This window comes from Roseivirga misakiensis (genome assembly GCF_001747105.1).
Lineage (GTDB): Bacteria > Bacteroidota > Bacteroidia > Cytophagales > Cyclobacteriaceae > Roseivirga > Roseivirga misakiensis.
Genome location: NZ_MDGQ01000005.1, coordinates 60400 through 80616, shown reverse-complemented (window position 1 = coordinate 80616; position 20217 = coordinate 60400). Strand labels below are relative to the sequence as shown.

The 20217-nt window shown below is 42.0% G+C and carries 14 protein-coding genes; 5 read left to right on the top strand and 9 right to left on the bottom strand.

What is annotated here, in order from left to right; translation table 11 throughout:
* Genes BFP71_RS07950 through mraZ form a run of 5 tightly spaced genes read right to left on the bottom strand, consistent with a single transcriptional unit; the run spans position 1 to position 5299 of the window.
* On the bottom strand, positions 1-1470 hold the full coding sequence (locus BFP71_RS07950; RefSeq protein WP_069834966.1) for a UDP-N-acetylmuramoyl-L-alanyl-D-glutamate--2,6-diaminopimelate ligase: 1470 nt from the start codon (positions 1468-1470) through the stop codon (positions 1-3).
* Positions 1470-3569: a penicillin-binding protein gene (locus BFP71_RS07945; protein ID WP_069834965.1), complete on the bottom strand. Its 2100-nt coding sequence runs from the start codon at positions 3567-3569 to the stop codon at positions 1470-1472. Before BFP71_RS07945 ends, BFP71_RS07950 begins: the two co-directional genes overlap by 1 nt.
* Positions 3559-3936 carry an FtsL-like putative cell division protein gene (locus tag BFP71_RS07940; protein WP_069834964.1) on the bottom strand — a complete coding sequence of 126 codons (378 nt, stop codon included), beginning with the start codon at positions 3934-3936 and terminating at the stop codon, positions 3559-3561. The genes BFP71_RS07945 and BFP71_RS07940 overlap by 11 nt, the downstream gene beginning before the upstream one ends.
* 2 nt (positions 3937-3938) lie before the next feature.
* The gene (gene rsmH / locus BFP71_RS07935) at positions 3939-4847 is read right to left on the bottom strand and encodes a 16S rRNA (cytosine(1402)-N(4))-methyltransferase RsmH (protein ID WP_069834963.1); all 909 of its coding nucleotides are present in this window, start codon (positions 4845-4847) and stop codon (positions 3939-3941) included.
* A 5-nt stretch (positions 4848-4852) separates the two neighbouring features.
* On the bottom strand, positions 4853-5299 hold the full coding sequence (gene mraZ / locus BFP71_RS07930; protein ID WP_069834962.1) for a division/cell wall cluster transcriptional repressor MraZ: 447 nt from the start codon (positions 5297-5299) through the stop codon (positions 4853-4855).
* Positions 5300-5669: 370 nt separating this feature from the next.
* Here mraZ and BFP71_RS07925 point away from each other — a divergent pair, with 370 nt between their 5' ends.
* Positions 5670-6230: a hypothetical protein gene (locus tag BFP71_RS07925; protein WP_069834961.1), complete on the top strand. Its 561-nt coding sequence runs from the start codon at positions 5670-5672 to the stop codon at positions 6228-6230.
* Positions 6231-6395: 165 nt separating this feature from the next.
* Here BFP71_RS07925 and BFP71_RS07920 read toward each other — a convergent pair whose 3' ends face one another.
* Both BFP71_RS07920 and BFP71_RS07915 read right to left on the bottom strand, forming a co-directional pair.
* Entirely contained in the window at positions 6396-7370 is a 975-nt protein-coding gene (locus tag BFP71_RS07920) for a polyprenyl synthetase family protein (protein WP_069836998.1), read from the bottom strand.
* Positions 7371-7491: 121 nt separating this feature from the next.
* Positions 7492-8439 carry a lipid A deacylase LpxR family protein gene (locus BFP71_RS07915; protein WP_069834960.1) on the bottom strand — a complete coding sequence of 316 codons (948 nt, stop codon included), beginning with the start codon at positions 8437-8439 and terminating at the stop codon, positions 7492-7494.
* Between the two features lie 56 nt (positions 8440-8495).
* Here BFP71_RS07915 and BFP71_RS07910 point away from each other — a divergent pair, with 56 nt between their 5' ends.
* Genes BFP71_RS07910 through BFP71_RS07900 form a run of 3 tightly spaced genes read left to right on the top strand, consistent with a single transcriptional unit; the run spans position 8496 to position 12377 of the window.
* On the top strand, positions 8496-9599 hold the full coding sequence (locus tag BFP71_RS07910; protein ID WP_069834959.1) for an aminotransferase class I/II-fold pyridoxal phosphate-dependent enzyme: 1104 nt from the start codon (positions 8496-8498) through the stop codon (positions 9597-9599).
* 56 nt (positions 9600-9655) lie between these two features.
* On the top strand, positions 9656-11350 hold the full coding sequence (locus tag BFP71_RS07905; protein WP_069836997.1) for a 1-acyl-sn-glycerol-3-phosphate acyltransferase: 1695 nt from the start codon (positions 9656-9658) through the stop codon (positions 11348-11350).
* On the top strand, positions 11343-12377 hold the full coding sequence (locus tag BFP71_RS07900) for an NAD(P)H-dependent glycerol-3-phosphate dehydrogenase (RefSeq protein WP_069834958.1): 1035 nt from the start codon (positions 11343-11345) through the stop codon (positions 12375-12377). Before BFP71_RS07905 ends, BFP71_RS07900 begins: the two co-directional genes overlap by 8 nt.
* On the opposite strand, the gene BFP71_RS07895 is transcribed toward BFP71_RS07900, so the two are convergent.
* Both BFP71_RS07895 and BFP71_RS07890 read right to left on the bottom strand, forming a co-directional pair.
* A complete protein-coding gene (locus BFP71_RS07895; RefSeq protein WP_069834957.1) occupies positions 12372-13607 on the bottom strand; it encodes a M48 family metallopeptidase in 1236 nt (411 codons plus the stop codon). The two genes, BFP71_RS07900 and BFP71_RS07895, sit on opposite strands and share 6 nt — an antisense overlap.
* 8 nt (positions 13608-13615) lie before the next feature.
* A complete protein-coding gene (locus BFP71_RS07890; protein WP_069834956.1) occupies positions 13616-14662 on the bottom strand; it encodes a PorP/SprF family type IX secretion system membrane protein in 1047 nt (348 codons plus the stop codon).
* A 217-nt stretch (positions 14663-14879) separates the two neighbouring features.
* Between BFP71_RS07890 and BFP71_RS07885 the strand changes: the two genes are divergently transcribed.
* Positions 14880-20201 carry a T9SS type B sorting domain-containing protein gene (locus tag BFP71_RS07885; RefSeq protein ID WP_069834955.1) on the top strand — a complete coding sequence of 1774 codons (5322 nt, stop codon included), beginning with the start codon at positions 14880-14882 and terminating at the stop codon, positions 20199-20201.
* Positions 20202-20217 lie beyond the last annotated feature (16 nt).

Below are 20217 nucleotides of genomic sequence, written 5' to 3'. Positions count from 1 at the left end.
TTAATTCTGTTTGTGGATTAGGTTCAACATCTCTTTTAAAATGGCTCTATCGTCAAATGGCGTTCTTTCTCCTTTGATTTCTTGATAGGTTTCGTGCCCCTTACCAGCCACCAATATGATATCGCTTGGTTCAGCCAAGGCGCTTGCCGTTTTGATCGCTTCTTTACGATCCTCAATCACAAGCGTCTTTTTATAGTTAGAAGGAGTGACCCCCGTCTGCATTTCTTTGATGATTTCCATCGGCTCTTCGAACCTTGGATTATCTGAAGTCAAAATGACTTTGTCGCTCAATGCACAGGCAATTTTGGCCATGATTGGTCGCTTTTCCGCATCGCGATTTCCTCCACAACCGACTACCGTAATCACCTTTTCGTTTCCTGTCCTAAATTCCTTGATCGTCAGCAGCACATTTTCCAAAGCATCTGGCGTATGCGCATAATCAACAATAGCAGTGATATCCGTTTCGGTTAGTACTTGCTCAAAACGACCCGGCGCTGAATTAACGGTTGAGAGTACTCGAAGCACTTCTTCTGGGTCTTCTTCCAGCAAAACCGCCGTACCGAAAACTGCTAACAAGTTGTAGGCATTAAAATCACCTATTAATCGGAACCAAACATTTTGATTAGCCAAATCAAGTTCTAAACCCTGTAGGGTGTTCGAAATAATTCTAGCCTTGAATTCAGCCATGCTTTTTAAAGCATATTTATGCTTGCTGGCTTTGGTATTCTGGAGCATGACCATGCCACGTTTGTCATCACTATTCGTCAATGCAAATGCAGTTGATGGTAAACCATCGAATAATAATTTCTTTGCCTTTATATACTCGTCGAAAGTCTTGTGATAATCTAAATGCTCATGCGACAGGTTAGTAAAAACCGCCCCTGCGTAAGATAGTCCGGCAATTCGATGCTGAACTATAGCATGTGAACTAGACTCCATAAAGCAGTGTGTGCAGCCTTTGGCCACCATTTTCGCCAACATTCTATTAATAGTGATAGCGTCTGGTGTCGTATGAGTTGCTGGTATTACTTCATCGTTAATCTTGTTGTCAACAGTCGATAATAACCCCGTATTATAGCCTAAGTCTCTAAAGAGGTGATACAATAAGGTGACGCAGGTAGTCTTTCCATTTGTACCTGTTACGCCAACTAGTTTTAATTTTTGAGATGGATTTCCGTAGTAATTGGAAGCCATAAAACCCAGAGCTTGTGCCGAGTTTTTCACTTGGATGATCGCGATATCATCAATTGTCGTTCTTGGAAGCTCTTCGCATACGATCGCCACCGCTCCTTGTGCAATGGCCTGCTCGATGTAGTCATGACCGTTTACCTGTGTTCCAGTTACGGCAACGAATACACTTCCTACTTCTACCTTTCTTGAGTCAAAGGCAAGCGTGGTCACTTCAGTTTCCATATCTCCAGAAACAGAAGTCAACGACACTTTATATAATATGTCCTTTAACTGAGGCATTATCCAAGTTCTATTTTAATTCGGGCTCCTTGTGTAATTCGCCTACCGGCCGGAACAGATTGTTTTTCAACTCTGCCCGAACCGGTAACCGATACTTTTAACCCTATATTTTCGAGGATATAAATCGCATCCCGTAGTGACATTCCTTTCACATTCGGCACTAGATTTTCTCCATCATGATTTTCTTTCCAAATAATGGCGTTATTACTCACCGTAGACCTTACCCATTCTGACTGGCCTTCGAAATAGTTTGAAATCCCTAGTTGATTACATAACTCGTTTAGCTCATCGAATTTGCCTGCTCTAATCACTGGAAACTTGCCTTGGCTGGCCATTAGATCAGATTCAAATGAATCGTGGATTTCCAAATTCTTTGCATAGATCATATCAGCGATCTCTTTGAAGACAGGAGCAGATACATCACCGCCAAACTTATCCATCCCTTTAGGACTATCGATTACCACTATACAGCTATAAAGCGGTTCTTCGGCTGGAAAATAACCAGCGAATGATGCGTAGTACGTTTGCCAGGTGTACCGACCATTGATCAGTTTTTGGGCTGTTCCTGTTTTACCAGCAATCTTGTAGATATCATTTTTAATATTCTTGGCGGTTCCTCTCTCCACCACGCCTTCCAGCATTTTTCTTAGATCGGCGAGCGTTTCATCTGAGGCAATTTTCTTATTCAGGACTTTAGATTCAAAAGTCTCAATAGTCTTATCGGCTCGTCTGATACTTTTGACAAGGATCGGTTGGATCATTTTGCCATTATTAGCCACAGCATTATAAAGCGTTAGCGTCTGCAATGGAGTCAACTGCATCTCGTAGCCAATGGACATCCAAGGCAGGGTAACATTAGACCATGATTCGTCATTTGCATCCTTTATATAAGGAGTACCTTCGCCGATCAATTGAAAATCAAGCGACTTCCCTAAACCTGTTTGCTTTATTATGTCTACATATTCCTGAGGGTTGTCACCAAAATGCTCTGCCACTAACTTGGCTGTACCAACATTAGACGATTTCACAAATACATCTTCCACTGTAAGCATACCGTATCCTCCATTTTTGTGGTCTCTCATTGTACGGTCACTGAATTTTGTAGCACCTTTTTCCGTATCTACAGAATCCGTCAACTCCACTTTACCAGCCTCTAGCAAAGCCAACATGGAAGCTAATTTGAAGGTGGAACCTGGGTCATTATTTTCAGCCACAGCGTAGTTGAAGTTCTCCGCATAGGTTCCTTTAGAAGTTCTTTTTAAGTTGGAAATCGCCTTGATTTCACCAGTCTTAACTTCCATTAAGACTACAGTCCCGTATTTGGCATTTAGCTCGGAAACCTTTCTTAATAATGCACTCTGGGCTACATCTTGAAGGTTTACGTCGATCGTCGTATGAACGTCATAACCGTTGACAGGTCTTATGTCTGAAGAAGCATTAATCGGTCTCCAATTGCCTTTACCAGCCATTTTCTGGAACAAACCTTCTCCATCCTTTCCTGCTAGAAAATGGTCAAAGCTTTTTTCGATGCCATAGGCTGCTTCCATTTCAGCATTAAGACCACCAATGGTTCTTTCCGCAAGGCTTTCGAATGGATTGTGTCTTTTATCAATTTTTTCAAAGATGACGCCACCTTTCATTTGGCCTAAACGGAAAATAGGCCATTCGGCCACTTGTTCTTTCTCCTGATAATTTAAATCTCGATTGTTGAGGACTAGATACCTCTTTTGGGCTTGTCGAGCCTCCGAGATCTTCTTCTGATAGTAGTCGGAAGAATGATCTCGGAAAAAAGCTGACAATAGGTGTGAAAGGGAGTCTAATTTGGACGTAAATGTTGTGTCATGGGCCACTGACGGATCAAAGGCCAATCTATAAAAGGGTAATGAAGTAGCTAATAGGTCTTCCCCATCAGAATATATACTTCCCCTTGTTGCTTTTATGGTTCTAAAATCAAGGCTATTAACCCTGGCTTGTTCTCTCCATTGTTCACCATCGATAACCTGAATGTCTACCATACGATAAACGATCGCAAGGACGAAGACAAGAGCACCTAAAAAAGCGATGCGCACCCGAAGCAATATGTCCTTCTTAATATTCATTGTCTTCTACAATGATTTTTGCGGGTGGCTCCATACTTTCAATCAATCCAAGAGGCTTAACCTTCTTGGCAACTTCTGATTGCTTACTACCATACATGTAGTTTGCTTCCAGCGTAGTCACATCTGCTTTTAAATCCTCTACTACGTCTTCCAAGCGATCGATCTCTCGAATAGATTTTTCAGCGTAGTGATTATTCCAAACGTAGAAAACACCTAGTAAAACAGTGAATACTACTTTGGGCAAATGCTTAACAGGCAACTCTGAATTCAATTCCTGACCGATGTTGAACTTCGCAGACAAAAAGCCGAAGAATCCCCTGCCGCGAGGCCTTTCGTTTTCTTTGACTCTAAATCTATTCTCAGCCATTTTTAAATTCGCTCAGCTATCCGAAGTTTCGCACTTCTGGATCTACTGTTAGCTTTTAGTTCCTGTTGATTCGGTTGTATTAATTTTCTATTTATAGCCTTATAGGGCTTTATTTCGTTTCCGAAAAAATCTTTCTCCACATCGCCAAAAATCTTCCCTTTGTTGATGAAATTCTTCACCATACGATCTTCAAGTGAGTGATAACTCATAATCACGAGTCTACCGCCCGGCTTGAGAGATTCGGAAGTTTGATTCAAAAAATCCTCTAGCGCTCCCATTTCATCGTTGACCTCAATTCTCAATGCCTGAAACACCTGAGCGTAGTATTTATTTTCCCTACCTCGTGGCGCATACTTTTCAAGCAATGCAATCAGGTCGAAAGTAGTCTTGAATGGCTTAGAGAATCGTTCGGAAACGATAGCTCCAGCCAAGGTTTTGGCATTCTTTACTTCACCATAGATTCCCAGAATGCGGTGAAGGTCTTTTTCAGAATAGTCATTTACCACATCTTGCGCAGTCAAGTCTACTCCTTGGTCCATTCTCATGTCTAACTCAGCATCTCCTCGGATTGAAAACCCGCGAGACACCTCATCTATCTGATGAGAAGAAACTCCTAAATCAGCCAAAATACCATCTACTCTCCCAACACCATAGAGCTTTAAATACCGCCTTAGGTGCCTGAAATTGGCCTGTATAAATGTGAAAGAACGATTTTCAATTTTTGAGGCATTTCCCTTAGCATCATCATCTTGGTCAAAACTCAAGAGCTTTCCCGATTCCGATATATGCTTCAGTATTTCAATTGAATGACCTCCGCCTCCAAAGGTCACATCTACATAAATTCCTTCTGGTTTAATCGCCAGTCCTTCGATGCATTCCTGCAACATTACCGGCACGTGATAGTCAACCATTCTTTTTAGTCATCAGCCAAGTACTTTTCGGCCAATTTCGAATACTCTGACACGTCATTGATGAGGTTTTCTTCATACAGGTCTGGATTCCAGATTTCGATTCTATTCCCCAACCCTACAACAACCACCTCTTTCGTCAAATCAGCATACGCTAGCATACGATTCTGAATATTGATCCTTCCAGCACTGTCCAACTCCACTTCTGCATTCCCTCTAAAGAAACTGCGCTGAAACTTTCGATAATCTTCATTGAACTCACTCAATGACCGAACTCGATTAATAATCTTTTTAAACTCCACCTTCGGATACAATACCAAGCATGACTCAAAACCTCGTCTTAAAACGAGCTCCTGAACAGCTACATCAGGCAATGCCGCCTTCACCTTAGCAGGTAAAGCCAACCTTCCTTTTGCATCTAGCTTGCAATCATATTCTCCGGTAAAAAAAGACATTACACACCTGAACTAATACAAAGATAGAAAAACTTCCCACAGTCACCCACAATTTTGCACTTTTTTCCACTTCTCTACAAAAGTTAAGTTTTTTTCTTAAAAACACAACTCAAGCCTTAAAAAAGGGACATTAGTGGCTGTTGACCCAAAATGAATAATCGGCTTATAATCAAATACTTATGCTAAAGCCAGTTCTATAAGCAAGACTAGGGTTAGATTTTGGAGAAAAGTGGACCTGCGTGGGGGCTATTTCTTTAATTCCATCCTTTTCAAGTTTTATTGTGTCGAATTATTCAGTAATTCGGATTAAATCAGACCAATTGAATACCTATTGCGTTTTATGTTTTAGTTTCGCATTAATCGATTAGCTATGAAAAGAACAATTTTATTTTTGACGCTTGCCACCTGCTTCTTGTGGAGTTGTGACAATAATGATGAGCCCACGGCAGAGGAAAGCAGCGTTCTTATTTTAATGGTGGATTATAATAGCAACACCTTTCAAGCCGGCGCTACACTTTTCACCCCAAAGGTTGACCTAACCTTTAGCGAGCTGCCCGTCACTGCTGATATTCAAGAACCAACTAATGATTTAAACGGCTCGGTATCTTTGACGCTGACACCAACGAGTTTGCAGATTTTCAATGCTGAAATCTCAGAAACGGGAGATGCTATTGTCTTTGCCCCTTCTTTTGTTGGCGCTGGTAATTTCTTTATGCTGGTGGATGAATTACCCTTCCCAAGTGCATTAGTTGTAGATGATATTGAAGGGCCTTACACTGAACCTTTTGAAACAACTTGGGATGCCATAAGCAAACTAAATATTGTAGACCTTTACAGGCAAAACGATGCCCTTTTTGGACGATATCTTTACAAACCATCAGAAACTATTACGGATAATTGGAAATGGATCATCATGATCTACAATCAATAATCCAGTGACAAAATCGACTGATTTAAAATTTTTCTAGTATCCGAATAAGGTTAGATCTATAGAGGATTGTCTTCTATATGGATATTAACTATATCTTATATTTCTACACAAATATACTACTAAGCTAAACTGAAGCGCCCATTGCCAGAAAGCAATGGGTGTTTTTTATTTGGACCGTTCTATAGTGAATTGAACAAGCTGACCTAGAGAAGTTTTGAACTCAGAATCTGGGAATTCATCCAGTATTTCTTGCGACTTTCTGTAATAATCGTGCATCACGTTTTTAGCGTACTCAATACCACCGTTGGCCTTTACATACTCTATGACTTCCTGTACTTTCTTATTGTTCTGCTTATTACTCTTGATAATTCTTTTGATCCGCCTTTTATCGGCACTTGAAGATTTTTGCAGTACATGGATCAATGGAAGGGTCATTTTCTTCTCCTTGATGTCTATGCCTAATGGCTTCCCGATTTCACCTGTTCCATAGTCAAAAAGATCGTCCTTGATTTGGAAAGCCATTCCCACATTAAGCCCGAATTCCTTCATTTTAGCGATCACCTCTGGGTCATCTTGTACAGATGCAGCCCCTACGGCACAGCAGGAAGCGATCAATGAAGCCGTTTTTTGACGAATGACTTCATAGTATAATTCTTCGGTGATATCCAGGCTCCGAGCTTTGGCCATCTGGAGCAACTCACCCTCACTCATTTCCCTAACGGCCTCAGATACAATTTTAAGTAAATCGAAATCGCCGTTATCGATGGATAAGAGTAAACCTCTCGATAAAAGATAATCGCCAACTAGTACTGCAATTTTATTCTTCCAGAGGGCATTAATGGAGAAGTACCCTCTGCGCATATTAGAATCGTCTACCACATCGTCATGGACTAATGAGGCAGTATGCAATAATTCTATGAGTGATGCACCGCGATAACTTCTTTCTGAAATATTGCCAACTACTCCTGCCGAAAGGAACACAAACATGGGGCGCATTTGCTTACCTTTTCGCTTGACGATGTAGTTGGTCACCTTATCGATAAGGAAGACTTTGCTTTTCATGAATGACCTGAACTTATGCTCAAATTCGAGCATCTCAGTCTTCACTGGTGATTGTATATCTTTAAGTCTCAGTGCCATTAGTCTAGCCGCTACAATATTAATAGGTAATACACCAACACCAAACACATATTCGACATATTCATCAATTCCCGAACGCTAGCACTAAAACGCTCGAATGAATAGAAATTCAATGTTGCGATTAGTCTTGATTTCTTGGGAATCGAAGCTGAAGTTCGAAACCAATATAGGCATGGTTCTCATTGCCTCTTATCTCTGGACTTGACCAATTATAGGTGACTTTAAAAGTCGCTCGATCTGAACTAGACGCCCAACCAAATCTTAAGTGCCTTACCCAAGGTCTGATCGTTTCTGTATGTGGCGCATTATCATTCCAAACCGATCCGTTGATAGTGATATTCTGTGCTACGTATTGAAGGCCATAACCAAAAAAGAAATAATTGTGTTTAGGAATATTCTCACTTCCTGAGCCAATTAATGCATTCGTAAATGCGGAGTTTCTTAAAGGCTGCAATTTCCCAAATCGAATATCTAATCTTTGGAAGGCATGTGTAAAAGCGGTTCCTAAAGAAAAGGCCGTAGTTGAAACTGCATCTAACTTCCCTGGCCTTAAAACATACTGTTTATTGAACTCACTTTTAATGTTAAAAACGAGTTCATTGGGCATTTGGAAGTCCCATCCTCTGGGCTGAGGAAACCCAAAAGTTTCGTGATACCATTTTTGAAATCCTTCAGCACCCGAAATGGGCCCAACCAAGCCAACCTCTAACCCGATCATAGACCTTTTTGATTCCTCTTTATAAGTACTGACACTGTAACCACCATAAAGCAACCCAGCGTAAGGCCGATCGAAATTCTCGACCCGACCAAGCAGCAAGTCTTGTGGTGTGAAATATTTCTGAGAAAACTCTAAATCAACAATTTTCTTGATGGTATCTGCTCTAAAAGCCTTGGGAACCCATCTAAAATGAGTAATCAATCCATTGGAGTAGTATTTATCCCGATCCTTTAAAAGGTATACATCATTTTCGTTGGTAAACGAAAACTCACTATTCTTGTAGCCACCTTGTGCATAAAGACCGCAAGAGATAATCAAGACTAAGAAAAGGCATATACCTTTTGAGAACATATTGCTTAGAATTGGCGCAAAAATCAGTATAATTTATCTTAAAATCAGCATCAGAAATGAATAAGGAAAGCCGCATCGGTTTTTTATTAGAAAAAAGAAGGCAGGACGACGCTCTGAGAGAACTTAAGCCATTTTCTGATAGTCTTGTGGACTTTTCTTCGAACGATTACCTGGGACTAGCCCGATCTGAAGCACTAAAGGTTCGCATCCAAGAAGCTTACCATGAACAGACTTTCAAGAATGGCTCAACTGGTTCACGGTTGTTAACTGGAAATAGTCAATTAACAGAAGAATGCGAGGTAAAGCTCGCTCGCTTTTTTGGGTTCGAAGCCTCCACGGTATTTAATTCTGGCTACATGGCCAATTTAGCCTTCTTCTCTTCTGTACCACAGCGCGGAGACACCGTGATTTATGACGAATATGCTCACGCTTGTATTAAAGATGGCTGCCGTTTAAGTCATGCCAAAAGATTATCCTTTAAACACAATGACCTAGGCGACCTAGAGAAAAAAATCAAGGAGAGCACTGGCGAAATTTTTATCGCATGCGAGTCTGTCTATTCAATGGACGGAGACCTTGCACCCATTCAAGATATTATTGCTTTGGCTAAATCTCATCAGGCTAAAGTGGTGGTAGATGAGGCTCACAGCACTGGAATTTTTGGAAACCATGGCGAAGGGCTCATCGCTCAAATGGGGGTACAGGAAGGCGTATTCGCTGTTATTTATACTTTTGGAAAAGCTATGGGCATACATGGAGCTTGTATTTCAGGATCTCAATTACTCAAGGATTTTATCATCAACTTTTCGAGGCCCTTTATTTATACCACGGCTCCTAGTGCTTTTGAAATCACATCAATTATGCAATCCTATGATTTCCTCAAGGATAACAGTGTTTTGATTCAACAACTCAAGGATAATATCGCATACTTTAACCAACAGTTGCCCGATCATCAAAGCCCATCTGCGATAAAATCAATCATTATCGGAGGAAACGGGCCGACAAAGAAGTTGGCCGACAAACTAAAAGACATTGGGCTCGACGTTCGACCAATTTTAAGTCCAACTGTTAAAACTGGAACCGAAAGGCTAAGGATTTGTCTTCATGCATTCAACACAGAATCAGAAATCGATTTAATTTGTAAACAGATTAAGGGCTGATCTCAATGATGGTTTTTTTATTCTCCTATCTTTGAGACTCTATTTGGATGGAATCAATATCTCAAGACTACGTAAAGAAGAAGTACGATCCTGTTGTTCCAGGAGGTATAAATGAATGGCCAGTAGTGGCGCTCAGTCGCAATAGACAAGAGTTTGTTGAAGAAGTAGCCACGGAAAGCATCAAGCGGATTAAGGCTCAGGCACCTACCCGGGAAGCACTTATCGAAGAAATTGAAACCACAGTTTTTCGAGAGAAACTACGAATTAAAAGAAATCCTTGGGCGGTTGATCCAGAAGATGATCAAGCATTTTTAAATACTGTAAAAGATCGCCTTTTAGATATTTCTTTATCTGATAACGATGCCGAAAAAGATGAGCGTTTGGATTCTATTCTGAATGACATGGTTTTACGCTATTCGGACGAAATTGCGGGTAACTTTAAAAAATCTCGATATCGGATGGCTCGGTCCATCGTCACCTTCGGTTTTGCTAGACTATTAAATGCTTCTAGGGCCAGAGGGTTTTGGTCAATATTTAGTACACAATACACCTTACAAGATAAAATCAATATCACCGGTGAGGTTGACAATCTGAGACTTTTGGCTAAAAAGGGCACCATAGTGATGGTACCAACCCATTTCAGTAACCTCGACTCCATTCTCATCGGTTGGGTGATTAATGTTTTGGGCTTACCAGCCTTTATCTATGGCGCTGGTCTAAACCTTTTCAACATTAAAATCATCTCTTATTTCTTGAATAGCCTTGGTGCTTACAAGGTGGATCGAAGAAAAAAGAACATGCTCTATTTAGAGACGCTGAAATCTTACTCAAGCCTAGCCATTCAAAGAGGCTGCCATAGCTTGTTTTTCCCCGGAGGTACGCGATCTAGGTCAGGAAAAATCGAAAGCCGCCTTAAACTTGGTCTCTTGAGCACGGCTATTGAGGCGCAGCGCGTTAACTACCAGAAAGGAAAGCGAGACGCTCGAGAAAAAATATTCGTAGTACCAGTTACACTGAACTATAACTTTGTTTTGGAGGCTCCCAGCCTGATAAAACAATACCTGAGGTTACAAGGCCAGGAACGATACTATGTTGAAAATGACGAGTATTCTACGTCTTATAAAATCACGGCCTTCTTATTAAAATTCTTTACCAAAGGATCGGATATTTCTGTTTCTATCGGCAAGGCCATGGATGTGCTCGGTAATTATGTTGATGAAAATGGTCAGAGTTACGACCAGAAGGGACGAACTATCGATACCCAAGAATACTTTACGGCAGATGGAAGAATTATATCGCAAAACGATCAACGCGAAGTAGAGTATACAAGAATGCTCAGCGAACGGATTGTTGAGGAATATCTAAAAATCAACAAAGTCTTTGCCAGTCACTTAGTAGCATACACGGCATTCATTATTCTTAAAAAGAGATTTAAAAAACTAGATTTATATAACCTTTTGCGACTGCCAGAAGAAGACCTGATCATTCCTTACGAGGAGTTTAAGGCGTCTTTTAAAAGCGTGCTCGCAAAAGTGCACAAAATGTACGGTGAAGGTAAACTGAGCGTTTCGCCTCACTTGGCAGGAGATACCGACGGTATTATAAAACACGGATTAAAAAATGTTGGCATGTATCACGCCAAACGCCCTTTAATTCGGAATAGAGCTGGAGATATAACTACACAGGACCTGAATGTACTGTTCTATTACCACAACAGACTGACGGGTTATAACCTAGAAAAGTATGTCTAATAAAACAGTTGGCGTATTAGGAGGTGGCAGTTTTGGAACTGCCGTTGCCAATATTTTGGCAAGAAATGCGGAAGTCTTTCTGTATGTAAGAAATCCAGAAACTATCGCAGAAATAGAAAAAACACGGATATCTGCAGGGCAACAGCTTGCAGATAACGTCCATGTAGTCAACGAACTAGAAGAGGTACCTAAACGCTGCAATGTTATTTTCCCGGTGGTTCCTTCTTCAAACTTTAGAGAATTAATACTTCAGCTGGCACCTTATCTCAGGCCTTATCATATGATGATTCATGCCACGAAGGGTTTAGACTTACAACTACCAACGCAGCAATCGCCAGATTTTTCGCTCACAAAAGAACATGTGTTCACCATGAGCGAAATCATAAGGCAAGAAACTGTGGTGGTGAGAGTGGGTTGTATGGCCGGTCCAAATCTGGCAAGCGAACTTTCTATGGGGCATCCAGCAGCCACTGTTATTGCTTCTCCATTTAACGAAGTAATACAAGCTGGCAAGTCGCTTTTAAGTTCAGAGAACTTTCAAGTTTACAGTAATTCTGACCTGAGAGGCGTAGAATTATGTGGTGTACTGAAGAACATTATTGCGATAGCCTCCGGAATTCTATCCGGCTTAGGCATGGGCGAAAACTCTCGTGGACTTTTGGTGAGTCGCGGTTTGGTGGAAATGATCTACTTAGGCCGAGCACTCGGAGGTGAAATATCGTCTTTCATCGGTCTAGCAGGGATTGGTGATTTAGTAGCCACGACGACCAGTACCAATAGCCGCAATTTTACGCTAGGTTATAAAATTGCTCAAGGCAAACCATTGGAAGAGGCTATTCAGGAAATGGACGAAGTGGCCGAGGGTATGAATACTATCAAAATCATTAAACAACTAGCCGATAGTCAGCAATTAAAACCTTTAATTACCGAGACGCTCTATAAGATTCTTTTCGAAGGCATGTCTGCCGAAAATGGCGTAAACTTCCTTATGAGATATCAAGGAAACATCGATATAGACTTCCTATAATTTTTCCATTGCCTCAAGTCGCTGAAGCAAAGTCGGGTGCGAATAATGCGCTTTGACATACCATGGATGAGGCGTCAAATTACTCAACGATTTCACGGATAGTCTCTTCAAAGCTGACATGAGTGGCTTTGCGTCATAGGTTTTTGCAGCATAAGCGTCCGCCTCATACTCATTTTTACGACTTAGCATGTTCATGAGCAAACCAGTAAGCCTTGAAATAGGTGTATAAAGGAGCCCGAAGGCTATAAAGTTTAGATGAATCGCTAACTCATCCCCTCCTAATGCCATCGATAGCCGCTCATTAAAGATCAATAGGGATAGAATGTAAAAAGTGATAGCCATTTGCACTAGGCTTAAGATTAGGCCTGTTACAATATGCTTTTTCTTGAAATGCCCAACTTCATGTGCCAACACGGCGACTACTTCTTCTGTGGTATGATCTGAAATTAGCGTATCATACAAGACTATTTTCTTCTTTTTACCGAGGCCTGAAAAGAAAGCGTTGGCCTTCGTCGATCGTTTAGATCCATCAATTACAAAAATATTATCTAGCGGGAAAGAGACGCCAGCAGCGTATTCGTTGATACGATCTTTTAAAGCACCATCTTCTAAAGGCACCAGTTTATTAAAAAGTGGCAGAAAAAGAGTGGTATAGAATACATTCATAACAAGCATGAAGCCTGCCACTAACAAAAGTGCGTATATCCAGAAGTTTGATCCCAGTTCATTAACGATCCACAAAAGCGCATACCCTAAAACACCTCCTATTAATACTGTTAGTAGATAACCCTTGAGCTTATCGACGATAAAGAGTTTTGGTGTCATTTTATTGAAACCAAACCGTTCCTCTATGACAAATGTGGCATAGTAACTGAATGGAATATTGATTAAATCTGACAGGATAAAAAGTACTCCGAAAAATGCTAACGATTTAAGAATAGGGTCGCTGATATAGGGACTCAACTGAGCATCTAAATAGCCAAAACCACCCAAAAACAGCACTAGAAGCGTGGTTACAATGCTAAAGGCAGATGACAAAAGCCCGAAGCTACCAAGTTGTTTCTGATAGGCTTGTGACTTTGCATACTCTTCCTCTTCATAAATTCCCTTTAATTTTTCTGGAATAGTCCCTTTGGAATGCCTTCGGTTTAAGGCATCTAGAAACTGATCCAAACAAAAGTCTAGTATGACGATACCCAGAATGAGGTACAGCAGTTGGTCAGCAGACATAGGACGACTTAGTTTTTAGGACATGGAATTCTCCAGCGGCTCCTTGGTGTGATTTGCGGCTTGCTGAAATCTATAATATAGGATAGCGAGAATTCATGCGCACCACCGGCGTTTATGGTCAACTTAGACAGTGTATAGTCAAAGCTATAGCCAATATTGAAGTTATTGGTAGTTACTCCCAATGAAAAGATTAAAGATTCGTGGTTAGGAAAATCTTCGAACTGTTTATACGGCAACCCTCTGTACTGCAAACCAAAATTGATTGGTTCTAAGTGCAAAAAAGCACCGATATCTAACTGAGAAAACGGCCCTTGCTCCTTGTACTGGAAAACTGGCGTAATACTTCTCTCCTTTAATGTGTAAGTTAAATCGTTTCTTAATCCACCCGATCTTAAGTCAATTTTATAACCGCCGTGAATGGTCAGCCTGGCTGGCAAAACACTAAATTCATCACCGTCTAATAATGACTGATTCGGCTCTGTAATGTGCTGAAGCGCTACCCCTAAAAACAGTCTTCTAGAATAAAGTACCCCACCAACGCTTATATCACCGAAATTGGACTGTAAATCTTGTCCTGCAATGATCGCTGGATCGGTAATCGTTCTGTCAATTTCACCAGTAATTGTATTGATTTGATTGGTGAAAACTAGATTCTGAAATGCTGCATTCCTTGAAAAAAGACTGTATTGAACTCCTGGTCTAAAAACTAAGTTTTCTGTCAGTTGCAATTGATAAGCATAACTAAAACCAATGTTGGTAGAAGTTAAACCCTCTTGTCCTTCTCGATCGGTGGTGACGATTAAACCAATACCGCTATTGTACCGATCGATATAGTGATCGGCATAAAATGAAAACGTTTCAAACGAAGCCTGAAGGTTAGGCCATTGACTTCGATAGTTCACTCCAAAACGAGTAAACTGAGAAGCCCCAGTAAAGGCCGGGTTGATATACAAGGGAGCTGCATAAAACTGAGAAAATTGGGCATCTTGAGCCTTTGCCTCTCTAGAAGTACAAATGGCCAAAAAGCCTACTAATAAAACAAATGCCTTTCTCATGTAATGTCTTAAACAATTTAACTCCTAACGACCCTGATACAATTATATTTTCTTCAATGGATTTGAAGAATCAAATTACCAAAACAACGTTTCCTCAATAAACTTTTCCGTTATCTTAGGGCGTGTTTAATGAGGCGTTGAATATAATAAAAAGTCCATTAACCGCGTAATAAGGGTATCAATTTACCTTGGTGTTTACCAGAAAGAGAATTTCACTGTGAACAGAAAACTACGACTTGTTTTTTTATTTTTTGGCCTGGTTTTGTCCTTAACCGCTCTAGGCCAAGATTTTACCAGGCACAACTGGTATTTCACAGGTAATGATGAAGCCCTGATTTTCGGTAAAAGTATTACAAGTGAAGCCTTTTTGGATCAAGGAAAAAGGCCACAATTGAACATTGGTGAAAAAATTACCTCCACCGATCCCACGAGTGGCGATCTCATCTTCTACTCAGACGGGATTAATATTTACGATGGTACAAATGAGATAATGCAGAACGGTAACGGGATTATTACCGATGCCACTGGTATTCAGGCCATGAGTACGAGTCCTGTGCCTGGGGCAGGAAATGAAGACCTTTTTTATCTATTCCATAGAAATGCAGCAGGAGAAATTCTATACACAGTAGTAGATCGTAGTGTGCAGGGAAATAGAGCCGATGGCCCTCCTGCTGGAGAGGTGACCGCAATTGGAAAAAACTTGTTATCAGGCATTACAGATCGCGGTAATGGTATGATTACCATAGGGTCAAGAGACATGACGGAATTTTGGCTTATCACGCAAAACGCGACCAACGGATTATTCGAAATACATAGTATTCCTGAACCTGGAGGTTCGTTCAACGCGGTTGGAAACTTGAATTTAACCACGCCAATAGAAGCCCTCCACATGGCGTATAATACCGCTACAAGTCAGATAGCAGTCATTCCGTCCAATAATTCTAATATTCAGATATTACATTTCAATGAAGCAGTTCCAGAATTAACCTTCCGCAGAACTATTTTGAACACTTTCGTTTTAGGCGAAACCTTTGGAGGTTCTGCCGGCTGGTCGGTATCTGGAAACCATCTATTCTTCAGTAGAAATGATGGGACTTCGGGTAATATTTACCGATTCAATATGCTCGATATTCGAGACGATGCTCCACTAGAATCGGTCTTGACGACCCCGGTCGAAGAAAGTCTAAGTTTACAGTTGGCGCCAGACAGCACGATCTACCACATTTATCGAGATGCGCCGGGAGGCAGTCGGTTTATGGGTAAAATCAATCAGCCCGATAGTGCGATAACCATTGTCAATTACGAAAGTGGTTTGTTCGATGGAGTGGATGTCAATTCAAACTATTTCAGTCAGTTTAGCCCAGAGGCTAATGTGGAACCTGTCGTTACGGCAGTGGCGCAAGATGGAGAGTTCTGTATGAACAACCCGATTCAGTTTTTCCCTATGATTGAGCCTTCAACGGCTGTACCAACGGACTATTTCTGGGATTTTCAGCCTTTTGGATTGACTTCCAATCAACAAGCTCCTGTGATGACGTTTGAACAAGCTGGATTTCTGTCCGCAACACTTTCGGTTATTATTAATGGAGAAGTGGTCACTTCCAATGTGATCATGCGGGAGATTTTAGAGAACGATTTACAAGTTTCGCTGCCCGATACCACGATCTGTGAAGGCGAAACTCTAGAGTTAGATGCCGAACCAGAACAAGGCGGGCAAGGTCAGCAAGGAGGTGCCACGGGCGGACCTTTCGAATACCTATGGAGCACTGGAGAAACCACCTCCACCATCACAGTAAGCGATGCCGGTGATTATTGGGTAGTAATTACACCTTCCAATGGTTGCCCGATTTACGCCACTGCACGCGTGCAAGTTTATGCCGACGATCGCACCACTGCTAACATTTGGTATTTTGGAGATGGTGCAGGACTTGACTTCAATGAAATAGATGGATTGGACCCTCCTCCAAGGAGTATCACAACGCCACATGCCATGGATGCGCCTGCAGGAACTTCAACAATTTCTGACGCGAATGGCGATGTCTTATTCTATACCAATGGATCGCGTGTTTGGAATAGAGAAAATGGTGTCATGCCGAACGGTACCGAAATCGGTGGAGATAGCCTTTCCAATCAAGCCGTTATCATAGTCCCTTTTGTGGATGACGAAACGCTTTACTACTTGTTTACGACCCAAAAGGTGTACGGAGAAAATACCTTTGAACTGAAATATAGTGTGGTGGACATGAAGGAGGATAACGGGCGAGGTGATGTCACCATCAAGGATGTCACTATGTTTACCCGAAGCACCGAAAAAGTAGTGGCTTACGGAGGAGCTGGTAATGACTCTTGGCTACTCGCTCATGAATATGGCAATAATACCTTTAGGGCCTACCCAATAACTGTTGAGGGAATCGGTGCACCTGTGATCTCATCAGCTGGCGCCATACACTCCTTTAATGACGAATTAAGCGGACAAGCCGGCATGAAGTTTTCAGCCGACGGCGGTAGAGTCGCGGTGGCACTGATAGAAGGAACTGATGACTACGCTGAACTCTTCGAATTTGATTTGATGACGGGTGAAATTGTGGAGTTCCAATACGGAATCGATCTGAATGAAGGCGGCAGCGCCAATGACGAGGTGTACGATGTCCACTTCTCACCTGGTGGAGGAAAGCTCTTTGCCACTATGAACAATCGCAATACGGGAAGCCCGGGCGGTAGAGTGCTCGAATACCGTATAGATACCTTTTCAACCGAAGCCTCACGACTAGCTTCGCGAATGGATATCACCGATGGTCTGAACCTTCAGTTAAACTTCGGACAAATACAAACAGGACCAAACGGACAGCTTTACGTAGCCGTTGAAACACCTGGTAATCCTGCAGGCAGCAGGTTTGTCAGTTCGATCGCCGCGGTAGACGATACCTTACAAAACTCTGGTTTCAGTCCTCAAGCCGTAATTCTTACCACAGGTAATTCGCGTTTGGGTTTGCCGAATATTGTCCAAAACAACGCTAATCCTCAGATGGAGCCAACCATGTTTGCCCCTGACCTTACTTGTACAGAGGAGCGAATTGAAATGACAAGTACAGGCACATCTGACATAGACGAATTCTTATGGTCTATTACCAACCAAGCCGATAATAGCACAGTATTTAGTGCGGCCGGAATGGATACAGCTTACACTTTCCCACAAGGGCAATCTGGTTTGTTCAACATCTCAGTGAACATCTCCAACCGTTGTGGATTTGACACAACACTGGTACAAGAAATCATGGTAATGGATATACCAGCAGTGCCTACAGTGCCGCAGGCCATTTCAATCTGTGAGGGACAGGACTTTCCGTTAGATGCGATTCAGGGTCAACCTGATGATCCAAACCTGTCTTTCGAATGGGTAAATAGCCAAGGAGTGGTTGTAAGCACTGACCGAAGTTTCACCATTACTGAACCTGAAATCTATACGGTAACAGTAACCAATATTGCAGGATGTAGTAATAGTCGTGAGATTTTTGCGGGACCGCCATTTGAGATAGAGTTGCCAGATGCTGCTAACATTTGTCAAAACGAAGAGCTAATACTCGACCCAAATGTCACCGCGGATAATTACATCTGGACAGTGATTAACCCCGATAATTCTACCGTCACGCTACCAAACCAAAGAAGGGCGACGGTCGATACGAGTATTCCAGGAATATTTAGCTACGTGGTATCGATCGAAGATCCGGTAACTCCTGGTTGTTTCGTGAATGACACCACTTTAGTTACTGTTAATGCGATCGCACAGGCGACACTAGGAACTATCGTAAATCCAGCTTGCGGCAATACCGATGGTAGTTTTGAATTCTCTATTACCACCACAGGAAGCTATTCTTACACGGTTACTGGTGCCAGCAGTGGTATAGTGGCCCAAGTGAATAATCTTTCGGGGCCAACAGCCTCACCAGAGCTTGTTTCGGGTCTGGCAGCGGATATCTACAGTGTTCAGATTACTGATAACAGTAGTGGCTGTAATAATACACTGGATGGTATTCAAGTTCAGAATGATCCACCAGATTTTACCATCGATAATATCGCTACGGCCGATGCCCAGTGTGAAGTCAATGATGGCTCAATGACCGTCACACTCAGTGCCGATATATTCCCAGTTACATATACCCTCACCAATACGGATGACGGTACCATTACCAATGGCGGAGCAGCTACGGCTACAGCCATGACAACTTTCGACTTTACAATTACTGGTTTAGCTGGCGGAACTTATGACCTGAATATTGTTTCGAATAGCGGTTGTAATCAAAGTCAAACTGGCATCATAGTCAATCAGCCACAACCAGTTGATTTAACGGTTGACCCATTTGTTGAGATTTGTGGTCCAACAGCACCACTTGCCGCAAGCTCTACCACTGGCGGCGCTACCTTCTCATGGACAGGACCTAATGGATTTACGGCCAATGGTGCAATGATTTCTGCGCCAGAAAGCGGCGCCTATACGGTCACAGCATCTGCCCCAGGTAGTTGCGATGTTTCAGAAACTGTTGTTGTTGACTTAACCATTCAACCTATTGTAGAGATAAATCGCGTAACTGACGGCTGTGATGGCACAATCACTTTAGAAGCAGTAGTAACGAACCCAGCGCCAAATACTACTTATGTATATAACTGGGATAACGGTGCCAACACCAGCGTAATAACGGTAGATATGGATGGTACTTATTCCGTTTCTGTGAGACCATCAGACAACCTTACCTGTGAAGGAACCGATTCTGAGGATGTGACAATTCCTGAAGAACTAATTGCAACAGTCTCCTCAACTCCTGCCTGTGACGATGGATCGCCTATTACTTTGACCGTAGACTTACTTTCAGGGGCTGCCAATTCTTTCACTTGGACACTGGATGGACAGCCAATTACCCAGTCTGGTAGTGTAATTAATGTAAACGACGAAGGTGCTTATACAGTGACCATTTCAGATGGCACCTGCTCAATTGAGAGAAGTATCCAAATCACAAGACAAAATATTCCTGAGGGCCTTTTGCCTGACGTAGAGCTTTACTGCCCAACTAGAACTGATAATGCTGTATTACTTGCCGGGGTTGGTTTCGAAACTTATGAATGGACGTTGAATGGCCAGCCATTCCCAGATGCTAATGAAAGACTTACTGTTACTGGGCCTGGTGTTTACACGGTGACAATGACAACTTCGACTGGTTGTGTTAGAATAGATACGGTGACTATAGTGGAAAGCTGCGACCCAAGAATTATTGCACCTACAGCATTTGTACCGTCTGGCAACCCACCGAATAATACTTTCACGGTATTTCCGAATGACTTTGTCAACGAGTTTCAGATTTTCATTTATTCCAGATGGGGTGAACTAATCTACCAGAGCAATACGCTTGAATTCTCATGGGATGGTACTTTTAACGGAGAAGTTGTGCCACTTGGCACCTACCCTTATGTGATGAGATTTACTTCACGTTTTGAACCAGAGCGGGGTACTTTCGAACAGACGGGTTCCATTACGGTAGTTCGGTAATCTGTGTTTAGCCGAT